The sequence below is a fragment of the Marinithermofilum abyssi genome, from assembly GCF_014641195.1.
GTDB classification, from domain to species: Bacteria; Bacillota; Bacilli; order Thermoactinomycetales; family DSM-45169; genus Marinithermofilum; species Marinithermofilum abyssi.
This window is the reverse complement of the sequence record NZ_BMHQ01000010.1, coordinates 70,167-93,480: the sequence shown is the minus strand read 5'-3', so window position 1 is coordinate 93,480 and position 23,314 is coordinate 70,167. Positions and strand designations below refer to the sequence as shown.

Annotated in this window: 25 protein-coding genes, 12 tRNA genes and 1 pseudogene; 8 read left to right on the top strand and 30 right to left on the bottom strand. The window is 52.3% G+C overall.

The window, feature by feature from the left end; translation table 11 throughout:
- Positions 1-123: 123 nt before the first annotated feature.
- Positions 124-312 carry a hypothetical protein gene (locus IEW70_RS13825; protein WP_188648492.1) on the top strand — a complete coding sequence of 63 codons (189 nt, stop codon included), beginning with the start codon at positions 124-126 and terminating at the stop codon, positions 310-312.
- Positions 313-362: 50 nt separating this feature from the next.
- Here the strand turns inward: IEW70_RS13825 and IEW70_RS13820 are convergent, their stop codons facing one another.
- The 23 genes from IEW70_RS13820 to IEW70_RS13710 form a co-directional block, all read right to left on the bottom strand.
- On the bottom strand, positions 363-2,567 hold the full coding sequence (locus tag IEW70_RS13820) for an LTA synthase family protein (protein ID WP_188648491.1): 2,205 nt from the start codon (positions 2,565-2,567) through the stop codon (positions 363-365).
- Between the two features lie 242 nt (positions 2,568-2,809).
- Positions 2,810-3,823, bottom strand: a complete 1,014-nt coding sequence (gene tsaD, locus IEW70_RS13815) for a tRNA (adenosine(37)-N6)-threonylcarbamoyltransferase complex transferase subunit TsaD (RefSeq protein WP_188648490.1) — start codon at positions 3,821-3,823, stop codon at positions 2,810-2,812.
- The gene (gene rimI / locus IEW70_RS13810; protein WP_188648489.1) at positions 3,792-4,274 is read right to left on the bottom strand and encodes a ribosomal protein S18-alanine N-acetyltransferase; all 483 of its coding nucleotides are present in this window, start codon (positions 4,272-4,274) and stop codon (positions 3,792-3,794) included. Before rimI ends, tsaD begins: the two co-directional genes overlap by 32 nt.
- Positions 4,255-4,977, bottom strand: a complete 723-nt coding sequence (gene tsaB, locus IEW70_RS13805) for a tRNA (adenosine(37)-N6)-threonylcarbamoyltransferase complex dimerization subunit type 1 TsaB (protein WP_188648488.1) — start codon at positions 4,975-4,977, stop codon at positions 4,255-4,257. The genes rimI and tsaB overlap by 20 nt, the downstream gene beginning before the upstream one ends.
- Complete coding sequence (gene tsaE, locus IEW70_RS13800; RefSeq protein WP_188648487.1) at positions 4,974-5,447, bottom strand: tRNA (adenosine(37)-N6)-threonylcarbamoyltransferase complex ATPase subunit type 1 TsaE; 474 nt, start codon at positions 5,445-5,447, stop codon at positions 4,974-4,976. Before tsaE ends, tsaB begins: the two co-directional genes overlap by 4 nt.
- 7 nt (positions 5,448-5,454) lie before the next feature.
- Positions 5,455-6,459 (bottom strand): thiamine-phosphate kinase, encoded by a 1,005-nt coding sequence (gene thiL / locus IEW70_RS13795; protein ID WP_188648486.1) that lies wholly within the window; start codon positions 6,457-6,459, stop codon positions 5,455-5,457.
- An 81-nt stretch (positions 6,460-6,540) separates the two neighbouring features.
- A tRNA-Gly gene (locus IEW70_RS13790) sits at positions 6,541-6,614 on the bottom strand.
- Between the two features lie 29 nt (positions 6,615-6,643).
- Positions 6,644-6,720 (bottom strand) — tRNA-Pro (locus IEW70_RS13785).
- 33 nt (positions 6,721-6,753) lie between these two features.
- A tRNA-Leu gene (locus tag IEW70_RS13780) sits at positions 6,754-6,840 on the bottom strand.
- A 16-nt stretch (positions 6,841-6,856) separates the two neighbouring features.
- Positions 6,857-6,940, bottom strand: a tRNA-Leu gene (locus tag IEW70_RS13775).
- 79 nt (positions 6,941-7,019) lie between these two features.
- Positions 7,020-7,095 (bottom strand) — tRNA-Lys (locus IEW70_RS13770).
- A gap of 9 nt (positions 7,096-7,104) precedes the next feature.
- Positions 7,105-7,179: transfer RNA gene (locus IEW70_RS13765), tRNA-Gln, on the bottom strand.
- Positions 7,180-7,193: 14 nt separating this feature from the next.
- Positions 7,194-7,269, bottom strand: a tRNA-His gene (locus tag IEW70_RS13760).
- A gap of 8 nt (positions 7,270-7,277) precedes the next feature.
- Positions 7,278-7,354, bottom strand: a tRNA-Asp gene (locus IEW70_RS13755).
- Between the two features lie 5 nt (positions 7,355-7,359).
- Positions 7,360-7,434, bottom strand: a tRNA-Val gene (locus IEW70_RS13750).
- A gap of 4 nt (positions 7,435-7,438) precedes the next feature.
- Positions 7,439-7,514 (bottom strand) — tRNA-Glu (locus IEW70_RS13745).
- Between the two features lie 25 nt (positions 7,515-7,539).
- Positions 7,540-7,632 (bottom strand) — tRNA-Ser (locus tag IEW70_RS13740).
- Between the two features lie 7 nt (positions 7,633-7,639).
- Positions 7,640-7,714 (bottom strand) — tRNA-Asn (locus tag IEW70_RS13735).
- A 368-nt stretch (positions 7,715-8,082) separates the two neighbouring features.
- Positions 8,083-8,538: a molybdopterin-dependent oxidoreductase gene (locus IEW70_RS13730; protein WP_188648485.1), complete on the bottom strand. Its 456-nt coding sequence runs from the start codon at positions 8,536-8,538 to the stop codon at positions 8,083-8,085.
- A 124-nt stretch (positions 8,539-8,662) separates the two neighbouring features.
- Positions 8,663-9,151 (bottom strand): MogA/MoaB family molybdenum cofactor biosynthesis protein, encoded by a 489-nt coding sequence (locus IEW70_RS13725; RefSeq protein ID WP_229751998.1) that lies wholly within the window; start codon positions 9,149-9,151, stop codon positions 8,663-8,665.
- A complete protein-coding gene (gene moaC / locus IEW70_RS13720) occupies positions 9,148-9,630 on the bottom strand; it encodes a cyclic pyranopterin monophosphate synthase MoaC (protein ID WP_188648483.1) in 483 nt (160 codons plus the stop codon). Before moaC ends, IEW70_RS13725 begins: the two co-directional genes overlap by 4 nt.
- Before the next feature lie 82 nt (positions 9,631-9,712).
- Positions 9,713-10,735 carry a GTP 3',8-cyclase MoaA gene (gene moaA, locus IEW70_RS13715; RefSeq protein WP_188648482.1) on the bottom strand — a complete coding sequence of 341 codons (1,023 nt, stop codon included), beginning with the start codon at positions 10,733-10,735 and terminating at the stop codon, positions 9,713-9,715.
- Positions 10,736-10,754: 19 nt separating this feature from the next.
- Positions 10,755-12,629, bottom strand: a complete 1,875-nt coding sequence (locus tag IEW70_RS13710; RefSeq protein ID WP_188648481.1) for a molybdenum cofactor synthesis domain-containing protein — start codon at positions 12,627-12,629, stop codon at positions 10,755-10,757.
- 160 nt (positions 12,630-12,789) lie between these two features.
- Here IEW70_RS13710 and hisC point away from each other — a divergent pair, with 160 nt between their 5' ends.
- Positions 12,790-13,902, top strand: a complete 1,113-nt coding sequence (gene hisC, locus IEW70_RS13705; RefSeq protein WP_188648480.1) for a histidinol-phosphate transaminase — start codon at positions 12,790-12,792, stop codon at positions 13,900-13,902.
- Between the two features lie 102 nt (positions 13,903-14,004).
- The gene (locus IEW70_RS13700; RefSeq protein ID WP_188648479.1) at positions 14,005-14,220 is read left to right on the top strand and encodes a hypothetical protein; all 216 of its coding nucleotides are present in this window, start codon (positions 14,005-14,007) and stop codon (positions 14,218-14,220) included.
- Positions 14,221-14,272: 52 nt separating this feature from the next.
- Here the strand turns inward: IEW70_RS13700 and IEW70_RS13695 are convergent, their stop codons facing one another.
- The 3 genes from IEW70_RS13695 to IEW70_RS13685 all read right to left on the bottom strand — a co-directional run bounded on the left by IEW70_RS13695 (position 14,273) and on the right by IEW70_RS13685 (position 16,218).
- A complete protein-coding gene (locus tag IEW70_RS13695; RefSeq protein WP_188648478.1) occupies positions 14,273-14,872 on the bottom strand; it encodes a hypothetical protein in 600 nt (199 codons plus the stop codon).
- A 141-nt stretch (positions 14,873-15,013) separates the two neighbouring features.
- The gene (locus tag IEW70_RS13690) at positions 15,014-15,694 is read right to left on the bottom strand and encodes a Bax inhibitor-1/YccA family protein (RefSeq protein WP_188648477.1); all 681 of its coding nucleotides are present in this window, start codon (positions 15,692-15,694) and stop codon (positions 15,014-15,016) included.
- Positions 15,695-15,798: 104 nt separating this feature from the next.
- On the bottom strand, positions 15,799-16,218 hold the full coding sequence (locus tag IEW70_RS13685) for a hypothetical protein (RefSeq protein WP_188648476.1): 420 nt from the start codon (positions 16,216-16,218) through the stop codon (positions 15,799-15,801).
- A 180-nt stretch (positions 16,219-16,398) separates the two neighbouring features.
- Here IEW70_RS13685 and moaD point away from each other — a divergent pair, with 180 nt between their 5' ends.
- Together moaD and IEW70_RS13675 are read left to right on the top strand one after the other, a co-directional pair.
- Complete coding sequence (moaD, locus tag IEW70_RS13680; protein ID WP_188648555.1) at positions 16,399-17,091, top strand: molybdopterin converting factor subunit 1; 693 nt, start codon at positions 16,399-16,401, stop codon at positions 17,089-17,091.
- Between the two features lie 70 nt (positions 17,092-17,161).
- Positions 17,162-18,193 (top strand): ThiF family adenylyltransferase, encoded by a 1,032-nt coding sequence (locus IEW70_RS13675; protein WP_188648475.1) that lies wholly within the window; start codon positions 17,162-17,164, stop codon positions 18,191-18,193.
- A gap of 1 nt (position 18,194) precedes the next feature.
- Here the strand turns inward: IEW70_RS13675 and IEW70_RS18550 are convergent.
- Positions 18,195-19,112, bottom strand: a pseudogene (locus IEW70_RS18550) (NAD(P)-dependent oxidoreductase); the annotation flags it as partial.
- Positions 19,113-19,321: 209 nt separating this feature from the next.
- Here IEW70_RS18550 and IEW70_RS13665 point away from each other — a divergent pair.
- Together IEW70_RS13665 and IEW70_RS13660 are read left to right on the top strand one after the other, a co-directional pair.
- Positions 19,322-20,257: a DMT family transporter gene (locus IEW70_RS13665; protein ID WP_188648473.1), complete on the top strand. Its 936-nt coding sequence runs from the start codon at positions 19,322-19,324 to the stop codon at positions 20,255-20,257.
- Positions 20,258-20,530: 273 nt separating this feature from the next.
- Positions 20,531-21,424, top strand: a complete 894-nt coding sequence (locus IEW70_RS13660) for a DUF6612 family protein (protein WP_188648472.1) — start codon at positions 20,531-20,533, stop codon at positions 21,422-21,424.
- A gap of 83 nt (positions 21,425-21,507) precedes the next feature.
- Here the strand turns inward: IEW70_RS13660 and IEW70_RS13655 are convergent, their stop codons facing one another.
- Positions 21,508-22,029, bottom strand: coding sequence for a SprT family protein (locus IEW70_RS13655; protein ID WP_188648562.1), 522 nt, complete (start codon positions 22,027-22,029; stop codon positions 21,508-21,510).
- Between the two features lie 61 nt (positions 22,030-22,090).
- On the opposite strand from IEW70_RS13655, the gene cmpA reads away from it, so the two are divergent.
- On the top strand, positions 22,091-22,219 hold the full coding sequence (gene cmpA / locus IEW70_RS13650; RefSeq protein ID WP_188648471.1) for a cortex morphogenetic protein CmpA: 129 nt from the start codon (positions 22,091-22,093) through the stop codon (positions 22,217-22,219).
- Between the two features lie 255 nt (positions 22,220-22,474).
- On the opposite strand, the gene IEW70_RS13645 is transcribed toward cmpA, so the two are convergent.
- Both IEW70_RS13645 and IEW70_RS13640 read right to left on the bottom strand, forming a co-directional pair.
- Positions 22,475-22,612 (bottom strand): hypothetical protein, encoded by a 138-nt coding sequence (locus IEW70_RS13645; protein WP_188648470.1) that lies wholly within the window; start codon positions 22,610-22,612, stop codon positions 22,475-22,477.
- A gap of 140 nt (positions 22,613-22,752) precedes the next feature.
- Complete coding sequence (locus tag IEW70_RS13640) at positions 22,753-23,202, bottom strand: hypothetical protein (protein ID WP_229751996.1); 450 nt, start codon at positions 23,200-23,202, stop codon at positions 22,753-22,755.
- Positions 23,203-23,314: the final 112 nt, after the last annotated feature.

Here is a 23,314-nt window from a genome sequence, read left to right as displayed (position 1 = left end):
ACAAAGTTTTGCGCAAACGAAACATTAATGCTAAAGTTGTAGTTACTAATTACAGAGGATTAACCTCTATAGAAAATTTTTCATTACAACACTTTGGGTCAATGTCTAAGGAGGTAATGTATCTTGGACTTTCTGCTGAGTATTATAACTGCCCAGAACTGGGGATGGTTTGTCACCGCATTCTTTGTACTGGTCGTTGCTGTGATTGCAGGGATGATGATGGTAACGGAACGGATTGAAAAACGACAAAAAGCCGAATTTGAACAGGAGTTTACCGGTCAGTGGAAGGCCGTATCCGTTGAGGAAGAATAATACCACTTGAAATATGAAAACCCCACCGTAGAACCGGCGGGGTTTTCCAGTTAGACGGATATTGCCTTGGAACCTTTCCCTGATGGGGAGATCCATTCCCGAAGACCGACGAAAAGAAGCGGAATTACCACATACAACATCGTTGTCGCAGCTGCGACAATGCCGGAGTCATTGAATAAAAGCGCCGTCAGCGCGCCGATCCAGGCAGCATAAAAGGCATGATACAGCTGAGGATAACGGCTCCGTACGCGCTGAATACCTTGAATCGGACGATAAGCCAACACCGCCATCACACCCAGTGATACAAGAAAGGTTTTTCCCCACAAAGAAAGCCGGATCAACTTCAGGTTCATCTCCACCTTGCGTTTTAGAATCAACCCGATTTCCTGGACATTTCCCGCTTCCGCCAACCCCATCGCCCGACCGATGTGTGACGGTTGCTCCGGAGCCAGACACACATTGACGAAAATCAACGCGAGAATCCCCGCACCGATCAGCAACCCCCAAACCAGCCAGGTGGAAGAGTAACCCAAACGGAAAAAGCGGACATACGCCACCCCGAAAGCAACCGTTGCTGCCAAGGCCCCCCCGGCATTGGTTCCCCAGAAAGGAAAAGCAAAAAAGAAAACCAAACCCGCAAACAACAGCCCCATGCCCATGCGAAGCTGCCAACCCCATTTGGGTTGTTTCCATTCTATCCACGCTCCAGAGGCAAGGAGCACCGCTCCAATGACAACACCCATGTATTCATTGCCGATTCCATAGTACCGGGCTCCCTTGACCGGATCATAGCCCAGGAAAGAGTGCTGCACCCATAGACTCCCGCGGATCACATCCGCAATCAGCGGCACGGAGCTTATCACCCCGATCCAAAACAACAGGGGCAACGTCGGCAAACGAAGCAGCCACCAGCTCAAGCCGATTCCAGCAGCCAGCAGTAAGCCGCCTGTCACCCAAAACGGGGGCGTCCAGGAGCCGGGAATAATCAGAAACAGAAACGGAACCAGCATCAGGGCAATCATCAGCATTTGGATCCATTTTTCTGTTCCTTTCCTCCTTTTTACTAGCATATAGAGTGCCAGCAACAATCCAGCCAGTTGCAACAAGATATACAGATACAGAACCGACGGACGTAGAGCGCTATAATATTGAACCTGGTGCATGATGGACCAAAAGTCATTCAGTCCGCCGGAGACACTCGTTACCGGCTGTCCCAGCATCGAGGAGTCGGGTGGTACATGAAGGGCTTGCAGAATCGTTGGGGCCACATCCATATTGCTGATAATCCCTTGACGACGAGTGGTAGCCGACGTTAACAAACCCGGTTCTTGGCCCGGACGGTAAAGAACGGCAGGGAGCAGAAATTCCAACTTGGATTGGGTTTTTGTAGGTCCAGGAGAAAGAACAAACAACAACCGGTCTGATCCGGTTTTCTGTTGCACATCCTTTAAAAATTGGCGGATCTCTGTCAGTACCCTTTGCCGGACGGATTGAAACTGTTCCGGTGTCATCTCCCCAGCCAACTGCTCCAAACGGTATAGATCTCCCAGCTCCACAACTGCCATTCCTGGCTTCTTCCATTCCACCAACCGCTTCGCCAGCTGAGCATAGTCCGTTTTTACGCCGTAAGGGCGTGTCACATCTCGCTTGAACACCGTCCGCCCGATTTCGCCTGCAGGCACAGCACCCCTGGCATCCATCGCCAAAAAGGGAGCCAGTCGTATAGGCAAATCCCCTTGATCCAGGTTACCCAATACATAGACACCGCGCCCATGACGCCGCAGGCTTTCACCCAAAGCACCGGGAGTAATCCGATAGGATGATTTTTCATTCTCCCGGATATACTCCATCACTTTTGGATACACAATCCCCTTTGGAGGGGCCGTCCATCCCGTTCGCTGTCGATAAGCCTCATCTACCCTTACCGCAGAGAAACCCCCTGGCAGCGGCATTTGTTCATATGCATAAAAAAAGCCGGCATCATCCGGTGCCACAGCCCTGGACCCAGCACCCAAAGACGCATAAGCAGGGGGGAGTGCATCCTTATTGCTTCCGGTTTTCCCGTTTATTCCGCCAACCCTGCTGTGCAAAAGCCACTGATCCATCTGCGACATCGTATGGAGATCATCCATCGTCCACCCCGGGATCAGAATAACCCACACTTGACGTACCGGGGAAAGAGAAGAAGGAGGGTTTGCCATATAGGAAGGCGTCCACAAATGAATACAAATGGAGAGCAGATACAAAAAACGCACAAACCATCCCTCTTTCCCTGCATTTGATCCTTAGGGTTCCCTAGGACTTAGGATGTATCCTTCCATAAACCATCATCCGTTGTACACAGAGTTATCCACAACCATTTTCTTTGGATTATGTTATCCACAACACTTATCCACATTATCCACAAGTAGTAGGACTTTTTTATCCACATTTGTCCACAGGTCGGGACTTTTGGCGACCGACATAAAAAAGCACCTGCAAAAACAGGCGCTTTCCCTTACTCGACTAACGGCATATTGGGTTCTGCATTCATATCAAAGCCGGAAAAACGGCCTTCCAGGTATTTGTATGTTCCCGCCGCTGCTATCATGGCCGCGTTGTCTGTGCACAGTTGGAGCGGAGGAATGTAAATCTCGATACCTTCCTGCTCGCAACGGGCGGTTAAAGCCTGACGCAATCCCTGATTGGCTGAAACTCCTCCCGCCAAAACCAAATGGGACACACCGGTTTTCTTCACCGCCCGCATCGCTTTTTCCACCAAAACCTCCACGACAGATGCCTGGAAGCTGGCTGCGATCTCTGCCGGTTCCCAGGATTCACCCCGTTGTTTTCGGTTGTGAAGGTCATTGATGACCGCTGACTTCAACCCGCTGAAGCTGAAATCCAGAGAGTCCGGTTCCAGCCACGCCCGGGGATAATCGATCACCGGTGAAGCTTTCTGTGCCAATCTGTCGATCTCCGGACCGCCGGGATACGGCAATCCCAGCACCCGTGCCACTTTGTCAAAGGCTTCACCGGCAGCATCATCCCGGGTCCGTCCCAATCGCTCAAACCGATTGTGTTCGGGCATATAGATCAACTCTGTATGCCCTCCGGATACCACCAGTGCTACCAGCGGAAATTTCAGGGGTTTCACCAAGTGCGCCGCATAGATATGACCAGCGATATGGTGTACGCCCACCAGCGGAAGTCCCCTGGAAAAAGACAAAGCTTTCGCCGCGGAAACGCCGATCAACAAGGCTCCTACCAATCCGGGACCTTGCGTTACTGCCACAGCAGACAAATCGTCCAAGGTTACATCCGCCTGATCCAAGGCTTCCTGAATGATATCCGTGATCCGTTCCACATGTCTGCGAGAGGCTACTTCCGGCACCACTCCGCCAAACCGGCGATGCACATCCATCTGAGACGAGATTACATTGGACAGCATGCGATGTCCGTCTGCTATTACTGCTGCCGCTGTTTCATCACAGCTGGTTTCAATTCCCAGTACGATGGTTGATTTTTTCATCTAAAGTCACCCACATTATCAAGGCGTCTTCTTGATTGTTTGTATAATAGCGAGGGCGGATCCCAGTTTCTCGAAAACCCAGCTTTTTGTACAAGTGTTGGGCACCCTTGTTGGACACCCGAACTTCTAATGTCATGCCCGCAGCCCCCGCCAACCGGGCGGTAGCCATCATAAACTCCAATAAGTCCTGCCCGATGCGCTGTCCGCGATAATCCGGATGAATGGCGATATTGGTAATATGCGCCTCGTCCAGAATCAACCACATGCCGCAATACCCGATAACGCGACCCTCGTGTTCAACAACCACATAGTGGGCGAATTGATTATAAGTCAACTCGTTGTGGAAAGCCTGGCGCGTCCAGGGCGCCTCAAAAGAGGCGTGTTCCACTTCCATCACCGCGGGAATATCCTCCAAGGTCATCGGACGTATTTCAATGGGCGGACGATCCATCCTTGTTCACTCCATTTGCTTTCAACCACTTGGCTTCCGCTTCTGTCATCTGCAAATAGTTGGGCGCGGCTTGGATGACACTTCGGGGATCTTCTTTGTACATGCGGTATGCCAGCCACGCCAAATGGGAGGCGCGGGGGATATTTTCCCCAGGCAAACCAAAATGCGCTTGGTTCCCAAGCGTTTGGACGATAGAATCCCGGAATCGAGCCACATCATCGCCCAGAAACAACAGCGGCCCTTCTCCCCGCAACTCCTTCAGCCATCGGTCTACGGATCCTACCCGTTCCGGAATCACAGCTTCCATCCGTCCGTTTTTTGCCCGAAAGCATCCCGTATACGCACGGTTTCGCCGAGCATCAAACATCGGCACTACTTTTCCCGGAAAACGAATCCCGTTCATCGCCAGCACCGCCAAACTGGAGACGGACAGCATGGGAATATTCCGGCTCCATGTCAATGTTTTGGCTGTAGTAAAACCAATTCGCACACCTGTATAGGAACCGGGACCGGCGGCAACAGCCACTTGACCGATATCCGCCGGGGACAAGTCCAATTCCTGCAACAGGGATACCACCGTCGGCATCAGGCGGACGGAATGATTTTTTTTCAGATTGGTGGTTACTTCCCCCAAAACACGTTCTTCATCCAGCACCGCCACCCCCAACACCAGGGTGGAAGTATCTATGGCCAGCGTAATCATCGGTTGAATCCCCCCTGTACGCATAACCGCTCACGTTTTTCCGGCGGGGCTTCAATCGTAATAAGACGGCCGTCATCGGCATACTTCAGGCGAATCCATGTTATATCTTCCGGCAGCCATGGAGCGATACGGCTGGCCCACTCCACCAAGACCGCTCCATCCCCGTAAAAATACTCGTCCCATCCCAATTCTTCCTCTGCTGATTCCAGACGATATGCATCCATATGATAAAAAGGAATCCGGCCATCGTAGTATTCGTGGATCAATGTAAATGTCGGGCTGTCGATCGGACGTTCAATGCCCATTCCTAACGCCACACCCTGGGAAAAGGTGGTTTTTCCCGCTCCCAAATCCCCCTCCAAAGCGATCACGTCTCCCGGCTGCAGCCGCTCACCAAGCTGCCGGCCCAATTCCTTCGTCTCTTCCGGTGTATGGGTAACATAACGACATGCTTGTTGTTGCTCCTCCATGAATGTATCACCCATCTGCAAAATGATTGTATCCCCTTTGTCTCATCTTTTCCCGTTTTCCTTGTTTCAGCCATACGACCTCTGCCGGGCCGCTTTCCACCCGGCCGATCGGAATCAGAGACAACCCTTCTTTCACCATATCTCGGGATAATCTTTCAAAGGCGGCGGGATCTGTCGTACCCAACAACTGAAAGTCTTCGCCGCCAAACAAGGCCCAATCCGCCGGGTCCGCTCCCAGCTCTTCTGCATAAGCCAGAACCTCATCAGAATAAGGCATACGCTCCGCTTCCAGCACGATGCAAACTTCACTGGCCTCAGCAATTTCCCATGCTTCCTGCGCCAATCCATCACTCACATCATCACAGGCGACACGCAGGCCGGAGGCAGCCATCCGTCGTCCGGCAGCCACTTGAGGAACAGGTTGCTGGTGCCGTTTCACTAAGCGTGCATACGAAGCGGTCCGAGCCTCCGGAGAAGTATGAAGCAAATAGTGCAACCCTGCCGCAGCATCCCCCAAACTGCCGGTAACGAACACCACATCTCCGGGACGGGCATTGGAACGTGTCAGGGCTCGTCCTGCCTCCACTTCGCCCAGAAGAGAAACGGTAATAGTCAAATGCTTAGGCGATCGAACCGTGTCACCTCCGATCACATGAACCCCCCATTGTTCGGCACATGTCATCAAACCGAGAACCAATTCATCCAGGGCACCTTCTGATCCATAACCTTCACGGGGTGCTCCAATGGATACCAAAGCAAAGGCGGGTTCTCCTCCCATTGCAGCAATATCGCTCACATTGGCGGCCATACACTTCCATCCGATGTCCCAAGGAGACATCGTCCGGGGCAAAAAATGTATCGTCTCCACCATGGTATCACATGTAATCAGCTGATGGCGTCCAGGAGTAGGAGCAATGGCCGCTGCATCATCTCCCACATCCACCACCGTCCGCGGATGAGATGTTCGCCGATGTTGCATCCAATTCCGTATCATCGAAAATTCATCCGGCACGTTTCCACCAACCCCCTTCCTTCATTTCCTCCATTTTGGATAAAATAAGAAGACCGCAGCCGGAGGCTACGGTCTTGTCGTTGGAGCGGGTGAAGGGAATCGAACCCTCGCATTCGGCTTGGAAGGCCGATGTTCTACCACTGAACTACACCCGCATGATGAAGTCTGTGTAAAGCGGTTGTAATGGTCGGGGTGACAGGATTTGAACCTGCGACCTCCTCGTCCCGAACGAGGCGCTCTACCAAGCTGAGCCACACCCCGATTTATATCATAAACCCACGGTAAATGTCAAGATGGTGCGGTCGGCGAGACTCGAACTCGCACGGCCTTGCGGCCACTACCCCCTCAAGATAGCGTGTCTGCCGATTCCACCACGACCGCACGTTGCTGATCCCTTTGGTGCGGGTGGAGGGACTCGAACCCCCACGCCAGAGGCGCTAGATCCTAAATCTAGTGCGTCTGCCAATTCCGCCACACCCGCATAGGGTGGATTCGGGACAGGGGCTCCGTTTTCGAAGCCGCCTGACCACCATCCAATGTACCGCAGATGATGATATGGGTGGTGAGCCATCCAGGATTCGAACCTGGGACACCCTGATTAAAAGTCAGGTGCTCTGCCAACTGAGCTAATGGCTCGTAATCAAGTGGCTGGGGAGGTAGGGATCGAACCTACGCATCACGGAGTCAAAGTCCGTTGCCTTACCACTTGGCTACTCCCCATCATCGTAAAAATATGGGGCGACCAGTGGGAATCGAACCCACGAATGCCGGAGCCACAATCCGGTGCGTTAGCCACTTCGCCATGGTCGCCATAATAATGGCGGAGCTGACGGGACTCGAACCCGCGACCTCCGGCGTGACAGGCCGGCGTGAACTCCAACTTCACCACAGCTCCGCGTATGGTGGACGGTGACGGGATCGAACCGCCGACCCCCTGCGTGTGAAGCAGGTGCTCTCCCGCTGAGCTAACCGTCCAGTTTGGTGACCCGTAGGGGATTCGAACCCCTGCATGCCAGCGTGAAAGGCTGGTGTGTTAACCGCTTCACCAACGGGCCACGTTCTAAAACAACGGATCTTCGATGGCGGAGAGAGCGGGATTCGAACCCGCGCGGGGCCATACAGCCCCCTAACGGTTTAGCAAACCGTCCTCTTCGGCCTCTTGAGTATCTCTCCGCGAATTTGGCTCCTCCGGTAGGACTCGAACCTACAACCTACCGGTTAACAGCCGGCCGCTCTACCATTGAGCTACGGAGGAACATTTCGAAGCGACATGATCTATTTTAACTGATCTCGAGGCTGTTTGCAAGTCTTTTCTTCAACTTTTTTTGTGGATCCTTTCGTTTTCCCTGTCGCTTCGGGGTTTCCCTCGCGACGCTTTAATAGATTAGCACACATCTAACCCCTCGTCAACAGGGAAATCTACTTTTTCACAAAAGAGTATTTTCCGATGGTTTTCTCTGAACTGTAGACCGGAGCATGACCGTCATCCACAGGGTACACGTCTTGACCGTTATGCACTCAGGTCATGCTGTGACCCGGTTCCATGCCCCGGTCCTGCGGTGTTTTGTCTTCATATCCGTCTATCGTTCATCCCGCTGACGTTACCCTTCGTTTTTCAATCGATCACTTCCACCGCACAATTTCATCTGTCGGCACAACGTTCTTAAAGCCGTAAGAGGCTTTCTTGTTTCGTTCTTCGCCGGGACGATTCACCACTTCGATCCGAATCACGGATTTAACATTTAAACAATGACTGCTGCCATCGGGGACATACAGCCGGGCTGGGTACGCTTTGGACAGCGGCTGTCCATCCCGTGCATACAGGATAAACGCTTGTTCCAAATCCGTTAATGGAATATCTGCTTGGAAATCATCCGCTGCATGAAAGACCACATGGGTCGCACCCTGCAACATCCCCGCTTGAGTCAGCAAAGCCTTCAGGCTGACTGCGTTTCCCCGAAGCTCCGGAACCCGCTCGGCAGGATCCAAGCCTTCATCCAACGATTGCATCCTTTCGTATGTAAATGTGAGCGGTGTTTTAACCGCACCGTCCACCCGAATCTCCCAAGGCTTGACCATTTCTTCCTCCCCTTTTCCGACGGATGATCTACACTTTGCTCCATCGTTCCGCTTTGGATCACCCACTGTCGTCAACAACCCCGCTTAGGCAGCGGAAATATCTCCATACCAATCAAGCGGTGGGTTATTCGTGATCTCCATAACGGCCGCTCAAAGTTTCCAAGGCATGAGGTAATACATCCATCACCACATCCAGACATTCCCGCACCGCTTTGGGACTTCCAGGCACATTAAAAATCAGTGTGGTATTGCGCGTACCTGCTACAGCCCGGGACAACATGGCATACGGTGTTTTCTTCAACGTGGCAACCCGCATAGCCTCAGCGATCCCGGGCACTTCCCGGTGAATAACGGCCCGTGTGGCTTCCGGAGTGACATCCCGCGGCGAAAGGCCGGTTCCTCCGGTGGTGACGATGAGGTCCAACTGATCTTCATCCGCCATCTGTACCAATTTCTCCCGAATGATGTCCAAATCATCCGCAACCACTTCATATCGGATGACTTCTCCATCCATCCGGGATACCATCCGGCGGATTTCGTCTCCGCTTCGGTCTTCCCGTTCCCCACGTGATCCTTTATCACTGCATGTCAATATTCCCACACGCCACATCATCCTTCCTCCTTTCGTATATAGTCTCCGCTTTTCCCGCCGGTTTTTTCAACTAAGCAGGTATCCATCACCGTCATATCCTTATCAATGGATTTGCACATATCGTACACAGTCAAAGCGGCGATGCTGACCGCCGTCAATGCTTCCATTTCCACTCCGGTGACATTGTCCGTTTTGACTTCCGCCTCAATGACCAACACCTCTTCCCCCTCTTCCCGAAAACGGAGATTCGCTCCGCGAAGGGGAATAGGGTGGCACATGGGAATCAATTCCGATGTTTTTTTGGCGGCCATGATTCCAGCCACTTGAGCGACCGCCAGTACGTCCCCTTTTTGTACCCGCCCTTCCCTGATTTGCTGCAGCGTCTCCGCTTTCATCCGGATGCGGGCGCGGGCCGTTGCCCTTCGACGGGTTACGGCTTTGTCCGATACATCCACCATCTTGGCCCGCCCTTGTTCGTTGATATGAGGCAATAATGACATCTTGAATCCTCCTTGCATGTCTGCCCTCGACAGAACTCCTTCGTTGGATCGTTTCCTAAGCAAAGATCCAAATACCCTGTGATCATCCGCCGATATAAGACATCTCCACTTTTTGCCGCGAACGGGGAGAGTTGTGGGCACGCTCATCGGAATAGCGATCTGCCCGTTTTCCCCAAATCCCGCTGATTCGCTGCAACAGCTGTTCATCCTCTTCCCCCGCCCGCAAAGGGCCGCGCAAATCGGCCCCTGCCGAGGCGAACAGACAGGTATACAGTTTGCCGTCTGCCGACAGGCGAGCACGGGTGCAACTGCCGCAAAAAGAGTCAGTCACAGAAGAAATAATCCCTACTTCCGTTTGTGTATCGCGATAGCGGTAACGGGTGGCCACTTCGCCGAAATATCCCGGTTCCAACGGCTCCAACGGCAACTCCTCCTGCAATATGTGCAGAATTTCTTGTTTGGAAACCACTTGGTCCGTGTTCCAACCGTTGTGATTGCCAACATCCATAAACTCGATGAAGCGAAGGGGGATCCCTTTCTTGTAGAAATAACGGGCCATGGGCAAGATTTGGTGATCATTGACACCCTTTTGAACTACCATGTTTACCTTGACGGCCAAGCCGGCACGGGTTGCAGCGTCAATGCCGGACAATACTTTTTCCACACTGGATCGACCGCCGTTCATGTTGGCAAAAACCTCGTCATCCAGTGCATCCAGACTCACATTGATCCGATCCAAGCCCGCTTTTTGCAAGGCAACAGCATAGCGATCCAGAAGAAAAGCATTGGTGGTCAGAGCCAGGTCCTTCACACCCTTCACCCGACGAATCTTCCGGACAAGAAGGGGCAAATCTCGGCGAAGTAAAGGTTCACCGCCGGTAATCCGTACTTTCTTCACTCCAAGTTGCACGAATAACCGCACCAGGCGTTCCATTTCTTCAAAAGTGAGCAGTTCTTGCCGCGGCAAAAAGGTGTAGTCAGGGCCGAAAATCTCCTCCGGCATGCAGTACCTGCATCGAAAGTTGCACCGATCCGTTACGGACAATCGCAAATCCCGCAACGGCCGTTGATGACGGTCCACAATCGAAGAACCTGCATGAGACATGGTACCGCACTCCTTTCCGTCAACGATTTCCCGGTTCCCATCCCCTGCCCGATAGGAGGATGGACCCTACATCGTTCAGGTTGTATCCGCCCCACTCCATTGCCCTTTTATTCAGGCCGGGAGATTGAAACGCCTCAACCATGGCTCTCCCGCCTTCTTTTTCATAAAAGGAAACGGTCATCAAAAGGTCCAACCGGGCAGGATAAAGGGGCACAAAGTCCAGTCCGGCTAACTTGGCTGCAGCTTGGGTGCCTATGCCGACATCTGCCGTACCGCCGGCAATGGCTGCCGCAGCCTTCAAAAGGGAAGGCAGTTTAAGGCGGCGATCCGACTCTGACGCTTGTTTCGGTTCGTTTCCATCGACATCGGCCACATAGACCCATGTTTGATCCTTATGATGAGCATCGCGGACTCCTGCACCATTTCGGGAATACCCGCCCGCCTTCATCCATCCCTGCTGACGCTGAAAGCCTTTGAGCAAAAGCCAATCTTGTACCGGCTTTTCTTGCGCTACCAGTGAGGATAACTCCTCGTCTTCTCCCGACCATAGGATGCACGCCACATGGCATTCACCCCGGGCCCAAGCGCGGATGCCCTCCGATCGGCTGGTGCTTTCTCTGGAAAGACGCCGTCCGCTCCGTTGTTTCAATAGGGATCCCCACACATCCAACAGCGGATCATCGTTTCCGGTTAACAGCCACTGGTGTTGCAGTTCATTCTGGGAGCGGGACAGTACGAATGGCACCTGTTCCCCCGCTCTGATACCCGAGGAAGTGCGAAGCCACCCATCCGACCGGATCAAAGACAATGTTGCCCCAGCGCCTTTGGATACAGGAGCGGCCTTCATCTGCCCCCCGACTTTGCCTGCACGCATGCGAACAAAGTGCTCCGCACCGGATTTCACCTGAACGGGATGGGTGAGTTGGACGTGGATCGTTTCCCGTTCAGCGATGGGTTGATTGTACCATGCCCGAATCAACGGAAGGGCAAACCACTCCAGGGACAAATAAGCGGAAACCGGATAACCGGGCAACCCCAATACCGGTGTTCCATCAACCACGGCCAGCACCACCGGCTTCCCTGGTCTTGCGGCTACGCCATGTACCAAAACAGTCCCCAGTTCCTTCAATACACGAGGGGTAAAATCCTTGCTGCCAGCCGAAGAGCCGGCATTTATAATCACAATGTCGTGGGTTTGAGCAGCCTGTCGAACGGCCTTTGCCAACGATGCCGGTTCATCCGGCACAATCTGCTCTACATTCGGTTCGGCACCCCACTCTTTTAAATAAGCTTCAAAAACCGCGCTGTTGAATTCGGGCAGCTCACCCCCAGCCAACTCCTGTTCCGGGGGAACCATTTCCGAACCGGTAGGGATCACCGCCACCCGGGGCTTGTGCCACACCGGCACCTTCTGAATCCCCCCTGCCAGCAAAACGCCCAAGTCTGCCGGACGTAAAGACTGACAAGCGGAAATCAGCATCTCACCCTTTGCGATGTCTTCCCCTGTATGACGCACATGTTTCCAGGGAACCGCAGGTTCGGTGATTTCTACTGTATGGGAATCGACTACGTGTACTTTTTCAATCATGACGACGGCATTGGTACGTCGAGGAACGGGATCACCCGTATTGATGAAAACGAATTGGTCGCCATGCAAGCGAAGCGGGCTTTCTTCCGTCGCCCCGTATGTATCCCGGGCGTTGACGGCAATCCCGTCCATCGCTGCTGCCGGAAAGGGAGGCATCGACCGCTTGGCGAAAATCGGCTCCGCTGTTACTCTGCCCAACGCCTCTTTGACGCGTACATTTTCCACATCCGGCTGCAAGGTAACCGCCTGTAGTAATATGTGCACTGCTTCCTCAATCAAAGGCTCTTCCCGAATTTGATTATGCAACGAGGGCACCTCTTTTTACCCAAATTTGGACTTGTCCGTTTGCAACAGGATAGCACCCCGCCCTTCCGTTGTCGACACCGAAGAAAAGCCATCTGATTTCATTATATCATTCGCAAGGGTTGAAAGATTTGTTACAGTGAAAAGGAGAGGAGGATCCGTCATGACGAAAACGCCGAAATTTTCACGAATCGTAGAGGCATTGCCTCCCACTGTACCGTTTGTACCGCCGGAAGAGATGGAAAGACAGTTCGGGCGCAAGGTGATACTGCGCTTGGGAGCCAACGAAAGCTCTTTTGGACTCTCCCCCAAAGCGCGGGCGGCCATGGAACAGGCCGCGGAGGAATCCTATCTGTACGGGGATGCTACCAGTCACGAGCTGCGTACCAAACTAGCTGCCCGTCTTGGAATCGGCACCCAACACCTGGTGATCGGAAGCGGAATCGATGAACTGTTGGGGCTGATCGCACGGGCTTTTCTCGATCCCGGTAGCGGAGTAACCACCTCTGAAGGAGGATATCCTACCTTTAACTACCATGTGGAAGGCTATGGAGGTGTACTGCATACGGTACCTTACCGAAGCGATTTTTATAATGACCTGGATGGACTGGCACGCTCAGCCCGGGAAACCCGTTCCCGGCTGGTGTATCTGGCCAATCCCGACAACCCGACAGGCACCTTTTACACAGCAGACGAAATCGCTCGCTTCCGGAAACAGCTTCCTTCCGACTGTCTGCTTATCCTGGACGAAGCTTATGTGGAATTTGCCCCGGAGGATCAGATCTATCCGATCGATCCGGATGACCCGCAAGTGATCCGCACCCGAACCTTTTCCAAAGCGTACGGAATGGCCGGTGCCCGAATCGGGTATGCGATAGCGCATCCGGAGATCGTTCAGGTATTTGAAAAAATCCGGAATCATTTCGGGGTTAACCGGATGGCTCAGGCAGGAGCTGCCGCCGCATTGGAGGATGTGGAATTTCTCCGGCAAGTGGTCCAAGGGGTTAAAAAAGGGCGACAGGAATATGAAGAATTAGCCCGTAAAACCGGTGTCCGAGCCATTCCTTCCCACACCAATTTCGTGGCCATCGATGCGGGGAGCAAAGAAAATGCGCAGGCATTATTAGAAGCATTGTGGAAGCAGGGCGTTTTTGTCCGGGCCCCCCAAGCTGCCCCTTTGCACCGCTGTATCCGGGTCACTATTGGAACACCGGAAGAACGCCGTCAGTTTGCTGCAGTATTTGAAAAAATCATGCAGACCAGTCCGACATCGTAAAACTTAAATCGCCCCTCAGGCTTTCGGCGATTTTTGTCAGACATATTTCGTCTCCAAAAGCTTACCCTATCCATACAAAGGACGGATAACGGGAGGGGCACGATGGACGAAATCGAGCAGACCTATTCGCTTCAATTCTGGGGGCCGGGGGAGGAAAAAGCTGCCCAGTGGCTGGAAACGCACGGATGGAAAGTAAACACTGAACAACGGAAGGAAGTCCGTTTCACCGACGAGGCGGATTTACACCGATGCCTGTGTCGACTGGATCATGCGATGAATGAGCAGCTGTTTGTGCAAACCACACAGTCGCCAAAGTAAAAGGAAGCGATAATCCGAAGGGAGTTCTTCTGTCTGCCAATCCCTCAGGCCGTCACTTGGCAGAAGGGCTCCTTTCTGTTTCTTTTTTCTTATACGGTGCTTTTGTAAAATTTCGAATGATGTCGGGAATATATACCACACTTCTTTTGGATAAGAAAATTCGATCTTTGATATCCCTTATGAAATATTGAATTACGACAACCCCTTCGTAATTGTGGGTCCCTAAAAATTCAGCCAACCTTACCGAACACATTAATAAATCATTTGTTCCTTCCGATTGATCCAGCCTTAGAGGCAGTTCGGGATTTTCTTCAAAAAATCGATGACGGTAAAGGGACAAAAGATGTCTTTTTCCTGCCAAAATTTTTCCGGTCAACTGATTAAACCACACGGACGAAACCATGGGCTTCCTGACGGAAATCCCTATATCCTCAACGGTGATCGGGACTAAGCCAATGTTTTTGACACTGATTCTGTGATTGAAAATGGGTTTATGGTGTTCTTCCAATCGGTTGGAAACGATCCATTCATTTTTGACCTTAATTCGTGCTTTGGGTTGACTTTGTTGAAGAGTGACTTTGACCGCCCATGCCGTTACCAATCCGCCGAACCACGTTCCCAATGCTTCCACTATATTCCAATCAACGACCACCTTGATCCCTCCAACTCGTAAATGGAATAGGCGGGGATGAAGGGGCTAAAAGCATTTCGCTGGATTCGCGTCTGCCTCTGATAAAAAACCAAAAGCGGGCTGCTTCATTCCCTGTTGCCCGCTTTTGGTGTGATCTCCACTTTAGTCCCGGCTGCCGAAAATCCGGAGCAGATAAATGAAGATATTGATAAAATTGATATACAAGCCCAAGGCCCCGTAGATGGCAAGCTTGGTGTGCTCATCTTCGTCCACCTGATAAGCTTCCATCGCTTTGATTCTCTGCACATCGTAAGCAGTCAAACCGCAGAAAAGGATAACCCCTACATAGGTGATAATCCAGTACAGCACGGAGTTGGCCATAAAGATGTTGACGATCGTAGCCAGGATCAACCCGATCAACGCCATCAGGAACAGGGAGCCCAACTTCGATAAATCTTTGTTCGTCTTAGCGCCGTACAGAGCAAACAGGCCGAACATTCCCGCCGTCACAACAAAAGTGCCGGCGACGGAAGCGGACGTATACACAAGCAGCAGTGGAGTCAGCGTGACACCGTTGAGGGCGGAGTAAAGGAAAAAGAGAAAGGTAGCCGTACCGGGAGCCATTTTCTGAATGCGAGCGGAAATAAAAAAGACGAGGAGAAACTCCGCGATAAGCAAACCATAAAAAATACCCATATTTTCTTCAAAGACATAGAGCAGACGATCATCGGCACTCAAAATGAGCGAAATGATCGCTGTCATGGACAAGCCGGCAAACATCCACGAAAACACACGGGGCAAGAGACGCTGTTGCGTTGCCACTCTGCTGACACTGGTATCCATGCTAAGGAATCCCTCCCAGACTAGTACTATTCATCAGTATAGAAATAGTTCCCATGCGAATGCAATACCGAAAAAGATCTATTTATCATAACATTATCTTTTGTTTAATGTTCTCCTCCTTCTTCCCCGGGCTTCACTTCCTTCAGCGCGCGATCCAATTGTTCCAGCAAACGTTCTACCATTCGGGCCCGCCGTTCCCAAGGGAAGTCGGGTAACACCCGTTCCAGATTACGCAATTTTTCCTTGTCGTATTCCAAAAACTGCATCACCGATTGGCACGCTTGCACCAACTCTTGCCACTTTTCCTCTGACACATGAATCCCATCGGTTGGCGTCATTTCTCCCACCTCTTCTTCCCGTGAACGAACATCCACAACATACGCACTCCCATCCTTGAGCGTCAAATCCAATCGCCGCTCAAACACTTCGAGCCGCTGTATCCGTCGTTCTTGTTCAGCCATGGTTTCCAGTTGCCGTACCAGCAAATCAAACAATAAATAGGCGACTTCCTGTTCCTTTCCCACGTCATTTCCTCCTCGGGTCTGTCCTTTCTGCCCGGTCTCGTTTCCTTCCTTGAGTTTTTACTTTTGGTCGTGCCTGTCCACACCCGCAACCATTCTCTATTGTGCGTTATAATTAAGAGGGAATGCAGCTGATTCCGGAATTCGAAAGGAGGAGAAGGCGCTTTGAGCGCCGCCCCTGTCATGTCGATCCGTGTATTATTATTTGCAGGACTGGCTGATGCGATCGGCCAACGCACTCTCGTCGTCGATGTAGAAGGTGAAATCACCGTCGCCAAACTGCAGGAGCATATCGAAAAGCAATGGGCCGAAGCGGCTCCATTGATCCGTCAATGTGTGGTTTCCGTCAATCAGGAGTATGCTTCCCCCGAGCAAATTGTTCGCCCCCAAGACGAAGTAGCTTTTATTCCGCCGGTCAGCGGGGGCGAAGAAACGGACGGATGGTGCACGATCACCGAGGAACCCTTGTCGGCTGATGCCTTGATTCGCCGTGTCTCCAACCCTTATGCGGGAGCGGTGGTAACCTTCGCAGGAACGGTTCGGGAGTTTACACAAGGCAAACAAACCGTGCACCTTAAGTATGAAGCATATACTCCCATGGCGATCCGCAAAATGGAAGAAATTTGCACGGAGGTTCGCCAACGGTGGCCCGAAGCACGAATCGCCATGTCTCACCGGATCGGCACGCTGGATATTGAAGAAATCAGTGTAATCATCGCTGTAGCTACGCCCCATCGGCCGGAAGCCTTTGAAGCAGGCCGCTATGCATTGGAGCGGTTGAAGTCCATCGTCCCGATCTGGAAGAAAGAAGTGTGGCAAGACGGATCCGAGTGGAAAGGGCATCAACAAGGCCCTTGGAATCCAGTGTCTCCTTGATCGTTCAGAATAGAACATTCGATTTTACAGGCCGGGGCTTTCCCGGCTGCAGTTTCAGAGGTGAACGCAATTGTTGAATACCACACGTTACTCTCGTCAAATCCTTTTCGCTCCCATCGGGGAAAAGGGACAGCGGCAACTGCAGCAATCCCGTGTGGCCATCGCGGGACTGGGCGCTCTCGGAACAGCACTCGCAAACCATATGGTCCGCTCCGGCGTCGGCTATGTACGCTTGATCGACCGCGACTTTGTTGAGGAAAGCAATTTACAACGGCAAATGCTGTATGACGAAACCGATGCTCGGGAAGGCCTGCCCAAAGCTGTCGCGGCCAAACAAAAACTGCAGGCGGTCAATTCCGAAGTGACAGTGGAAGCCCATGTGGCAGATATTCACGCAGACAACGCCGAAGCATTATTAACCGATGTAGACCTGATTCTCGATGGAACCGATAATTTCGGTATCCGTTACTTAATCAACGATGTCAGCCTGAAACACGCCATTCCCTGGATTTACGGAGGTGCTGTCAGCTCCAGGGGCATGACACACACCTTCCTTCCGGGAAAAACGCCATGTCTTCGCTGTCTGTTTCCCCAACCGCCGGAACCGGGATCTGCGGAAACCTGCGATACCGCTGGCGTAATCGGCCCGATTGTGCAGATCGTGGCCTCACTCCAAGCGACAGAAGCACTGAAGCTGCTGACTGGAAACGCCACCGCAGGGCACGGCAAAATGCGCCATATGGATATCTGGTACAACCATGATCTCACCATGGATGTCTCGGGAAAACGGGACCCCCAGTGTCCGGCCTGCGTTCAACGAAAGTGGGAGTACCTGGACCCCCGGCACAACCGGGAGGGGGCCGTTTCCCTGTGCGGGCGCAACACCATTCAAATCTCTCCAGTACAACCTCGGCAGCTGGACTTTTCACGATTGTCCGAACGACTGAAGGCTGTAGGGAAAGTAGAACAAAATCCCTTTCTGCTTCGCTTAAATGTTGATGATCATCGATTGGTCATTTTTCCCGACGGGCGCATTTTGGTGCAGGGAACCGATGATCCGAGTACTGCCCGGTCTCTTGCCGCCCGCTATGTCGGACTGTGAATCATTCCTTCGACGGCACGATTTTCAGATTGCCTAGTTGCTCCATCACCCGAATCAGGGCATGTGTGCCGTCTTCTCCCCCATCATGGGCCTCCACACTGCGCAACAGCTGATGCACGGTGGATGTACCCAGCAAGGGAAGCATCAACCGGGCCGCCTCTTCCAGTACAATCCGCAGATCTTTTTGTTGGAAGCGGACAGAGAATCCAGGATCCAAGTCTCCACGGACCACTCGGGGCGCCAAATTGGCCAATGCCCAGGACCCCGCTGCCCCCTGGGTGGTCACTTGGATCATTTTATCCAGATCCACCCCGGATTTGCGGGCAAAAGCCAGCGCCTCTACCATCCCCAACAAATTGACCCCGCACATGATCTGATTGCAGGCTTTGACGGTTTGCCCTGCTCCGGCTGAACCGCAATGGACGATGTTTTTCCCCATCGCCTCCAACACCGGCTTCACTTCTGCCAAGGTTTCCTCGTCGCCGCCCACCATGATCGACAAGGTTCCCTCCCGCGCTCCGACATCGCCGCCGCTCACCGGCGCATCCAACATCCGCACGCCCCGTTCCGCCGCAACCCGGGCCAGTTCCCGGGTCGCATCGGGAGAGATCGTGCTCATATCGATCCAGATCAATCCCTCATGCGCCCCTTCCAGGAGACCATTGGGTCCCAACGCCACCTCCCGCACATCCGACGTGTCCCCCACAATGGTGATCACGACATCACACTGTTCAGCCGCTTCTTTGGGATGAGCCGCCAAACGGGCTCCCCACTCCCGGGCCTCCGCCATTTTGGCGGGAGTTCGGTTCCAAACGGTGACCGGAAAGCCTCTCTTTGCCACGTTTTTTGCCATTGAACGTCCCATGATTCCCAAACCGACAAAGCCGACCCGTTTCGATTGTTCCATGGCCATCCTCCTCCTGGACTCATTGTTTCTTGAGTTTCCTGTTTCTTCTCTCCCTTTTCATTCCTCTTCACTTACGATTTAACCACAAACCATCCTCAAAACGAAATGCAGCTTTCCTCTCTTGAAGAAAACACTGGAAGGGACTAAAATGGGTTTCATATCCTTTTTCAGCAACCGCGTGCAGGGCTCTTTATTTTTTCATCGAAAGAGGGAGGTTCACATTGTCTAAACGAGTGGTCTATATAGTGATGACGCTGAACATGCTGGTCTGGGGATTAAACACCATCGCCATTAAGATCCTGGTTCAATATTTCCCTCCGGTTACCATGCAAGCCATGCGTATTATGCTTGCGGGAGTCGAGCTCTCTCTATTGGTTCTATTCCGAAGGGAATGGCGCAAGTTGACGACATTGGAATGGAAATACGTAACGGGCGCTGTCTTGTTCGGTGTCGTCGGACACCATTCTTTTTTGGCAGCGGGACTGGCCGACACCACTGCCACCAACGGTTCCCTGATTCTCGCTCTGCTTCCCTTGAGCACCGCCTTGTTGTCAGCGGTTTTTCTCCACGACCGTTTGACCCTGTTCCGCACTCTTGGCATTTTCAGCGGATTGACGGGTGTTGCTTTTGTGGTGCTGACTGGCAATGAAGGTGCATCCGGCGTCACTTCAGGAGATGTATTGGTCTTTTTCGCCATGCTTGCCCAGGCGATCAGCTTCCTCTTCATCAAAAAAGCGACCGATACGATGGATCCCAAGCATCTGACAGCAGTGATGTTCCTCTTAGGGTCTACCGGAATCCTGGTGACCAGCTTTCTCTTCTATCCCCATCCGCTCGACCTGTCCGGCGCATCACCGGCAGCATGGATTCTCCTGATCGCCTCCGCCCTGATCGCCACCGGGCTGGGGCATATGGTCTACAACTTCACCATCCGGCGACTGGGTGCGGGCCAAACAGCGATTTTTATCAATATGACCCCCTTCTTCTCCCTCATCGGATCGGCATGGTTTCTGGGAGAGAAGATCTTGCCCAGCCACGTGGTCGGATTTATCATGATCGTTGCAGGTGTAATACTCGGTTCAGGGGCTGTAGAGGAGAAATGGAGGACCCGGCAGGAAGTAACGAAGTCAAAAGAAATGCCGCACGCACGACCCTGATCAGCCATCGCTTCCATTCTCGGATTATCGAAGGCGGTAAATCTTCACTCTCCGAAAGCTCCGTCCACCCAAAATAGCGGGGAGTTTCCTCCCCTCCTCCGATGTTCCCTTTCATTCCACCCTTAAAAACCGGGTTCCTTACCCAGATACTATTCAACCTTCCCCATGGGAAATCTTTTTTCCAATGCAGGAAGGTTTTCCTTCCTATTTGATATCTTTTGTGGAATAATAGAATTATTTCTAAGTTCTATTTATTTGAAAGGTGGGTCTTTTATGATTCGTTTATCCCGTTGGCTGTCTCTTCCGCTGGCAGCCGCAATCGTCCTTTCCGGATGTCAATCTCTCAATGCCGTAAACCCGGCCAAGCCTGAAAAGCTGACAACGGAACAAGTATTGCAAAAGGCGGATGCCGCTTCGGAAAAAGCCAAAGGATATACATACAAGGTAAACGGGGATCAAACCCTGACGGTGGAAGCCGATGGACAAAGCCACTCCGTTGATCAGACCGTGCAGATGGATATGGAACTGCTGAATCATCCGCGTTCGATTCACTACAAGGGGCAACTCGAAAATAACGGGCAAACCTTGAAGATGGAAGCCTATCAGGTGGGCAAAGAAATCTATCAAACCCCGGACGGCATCACCTGGGCCAAATCGGAAGGACTGGATCTGGACCAAATCGCGGGCGGACAAACCCAGAACCCTTCCAAGGCACTGCAAAAGGTGCAAGAGCTCCTCTCCAAGCTGGAGAGCGATAAAAACAAACCGCTCTCCATGAAAGAAACCGGCAAGAGCTATCTCGTCAAGCTGAACGTGACCGACAAAACCAACAAACAAGTACAAGACATGTTCCTGAAGCAGCTGACCGCCGCTCTCGCTCCGGGGCTCAAACAATCCGGCCTGACGGTGGATCTGGATCAAGTAAAACTGGATAAGCTAGTACAAACCTATACGATTGATAAAAAGAGTTTTGAACAAAAGAAAATGGTGCAAGAGATGGAATTGCAGATTCCGGTCAGTGACGGCACCTCCTCCGGAACCATCCGTGTCACGCAAACCATGACGCTCAAGAACACGGGCGAGTTTAAAGGCACCATCGAAGTGCCTCAGCATGTGAAGGGCACGGCTCAGGAGGTTCGACCCGAAGACATCGCACCGCAACAGTAATCCACGAAAAATCCCGGATTTCCCTCCGGGATTTTTTAAGGCTCATAAACGCACAATATCTCGAAGATCTCCCTTTTCAGGGGCTAACCCGGATGCTCTGACAATCGCTCCAATCGAAGGGAACCTCCGCATGCGCCGCAGACGTATCGGGCAGGATCCATCCGTTTGCGTCGGTATGCTTTTTGTCCGCAGGTTTGACAAATCAGCACGTAACGAAAGCTGCGGGATTTTTTCTTGGGTAACGACGGCAAGGCTGGTGCATGGCGAAGCCCCTTCACCTTTTTCAATAAACGTTGAAAATCGGCATCCCGGTGCCGGTATCCTTTGCCCTCCAAGTGTAGGTGATAATGGCACAATTCATGTCGAATAATCTCCAATACCACCTCTTTTCCCAACTGTTCCAGGTGTTTGGGGTTAATCTCAATCCGGTGATCATGGAGAAAATACCGGCCGCCGGTGGTTCGCAGGCGGGGGTTAAAAACGGCACGATGCCGAAAAGGTTTGCCGAAGTCTTTCAGAGAGACGGACTCGACCCATTTTTGCAGTTCGTTGTGATCAGCGGTGCACGGCTGCCGTATATTAGAATGGGAACTCTCTTCATTCACGGACGCATGCCCTCCTTCATAGGTTATAATACACCACGCGATCCCCGGGGAGGCATCATCTATGCCCAATTGGTTAAAGAAGCAGCTGATGCGCGCCTTTAACGGGAAAGACCGCCGGCAAATCCGCATATTAAATCATTGCTGGTTTCATTATCAACAAAAATTGACGGATTCAACGGCGGGACAATAGCTTTCACATGAAAAAGGGCGGGTGAAGACCCGCCCCAGATTAATGACAAACCTTTATGCTAGCTTCGACGCTTTTGCCCATTGCTCCCTTTCCTCCGCCGCAGAAGTATACTGTTCGCTCCAAGAGATTCAACGAGACGCGGCACAATGCGGAGTGTGCCGCTTTTTTGTCTCGTCTCCTCTCTTGTCGCTGAGTTCGTCGTCAAAAGTCGCTGCTCGGGCAAAAGAGTTCTTCAGCTCATTTCGAGAAACTTTGTCAGCAGCCTCGGGCGGGTGAAAACCCGCCCCATCCGTCAGCAAATTCTTCATTGTTTAACTGCATGGCCGCATCGATTCGGCTAGAGTAGGCCACCATCAACTTCGACAAAACCGAGACGGAACGTCGAATCACCATCTCCTCCTCCATCAAATATTTCATCTATTTCGCAAACTGGATTCTCCGTACAGCCATAAATCCATCATCTGTAAAAAACGCAAAAATACCGTCCCAAAGTGATTGAGACGGTTTGTCGAATAAAAGCTTTGCTCATATTTTTAAGGTATCTCGTATCCCCGGTCCCCGTTTTCGCGGATGGCACCGCCGCTTGCTCCCGATGTGACCATCAGAATGGAGCCCATTACGGCCGCTCCTGTCACAAACAGCGCTTCAGCCGTCTTGGGATCGATCGCGTACTGTGCATTTGTCTCCCACCCTGCAAAAGCAGAGGACCCATTCGTCATTCCGGCCTTGCGCAGCATGTGATCGACGGCATTGCGACAATCTGCTGATTGCAACACTTTGGGATACATCTGTTGAAAAGTATCCGCAACAAATTCATCCCGGCCGCGGGCCGCCTCGGGCAGGTGCTGCCCTTTCATCTCCGCCTCCACAAAGCGGACAACTTGTTCCACCTCCTGAGGAGACTGCTGATAAATCCGACTGCATGAATCGGCCATATCCTGTACTTTTCGTGCCAACTCCTGAGGGATGTTGTGTTCGATCATATCCCGTTGCACCCTCCTTCCTTCTCACCTTAATCTTCCATTTTACGGACAAAATCATACCTAAAAAAACTCCGCCCGAATCCAGGCGGAGCTCAACCTTTTCTTGCGGGTC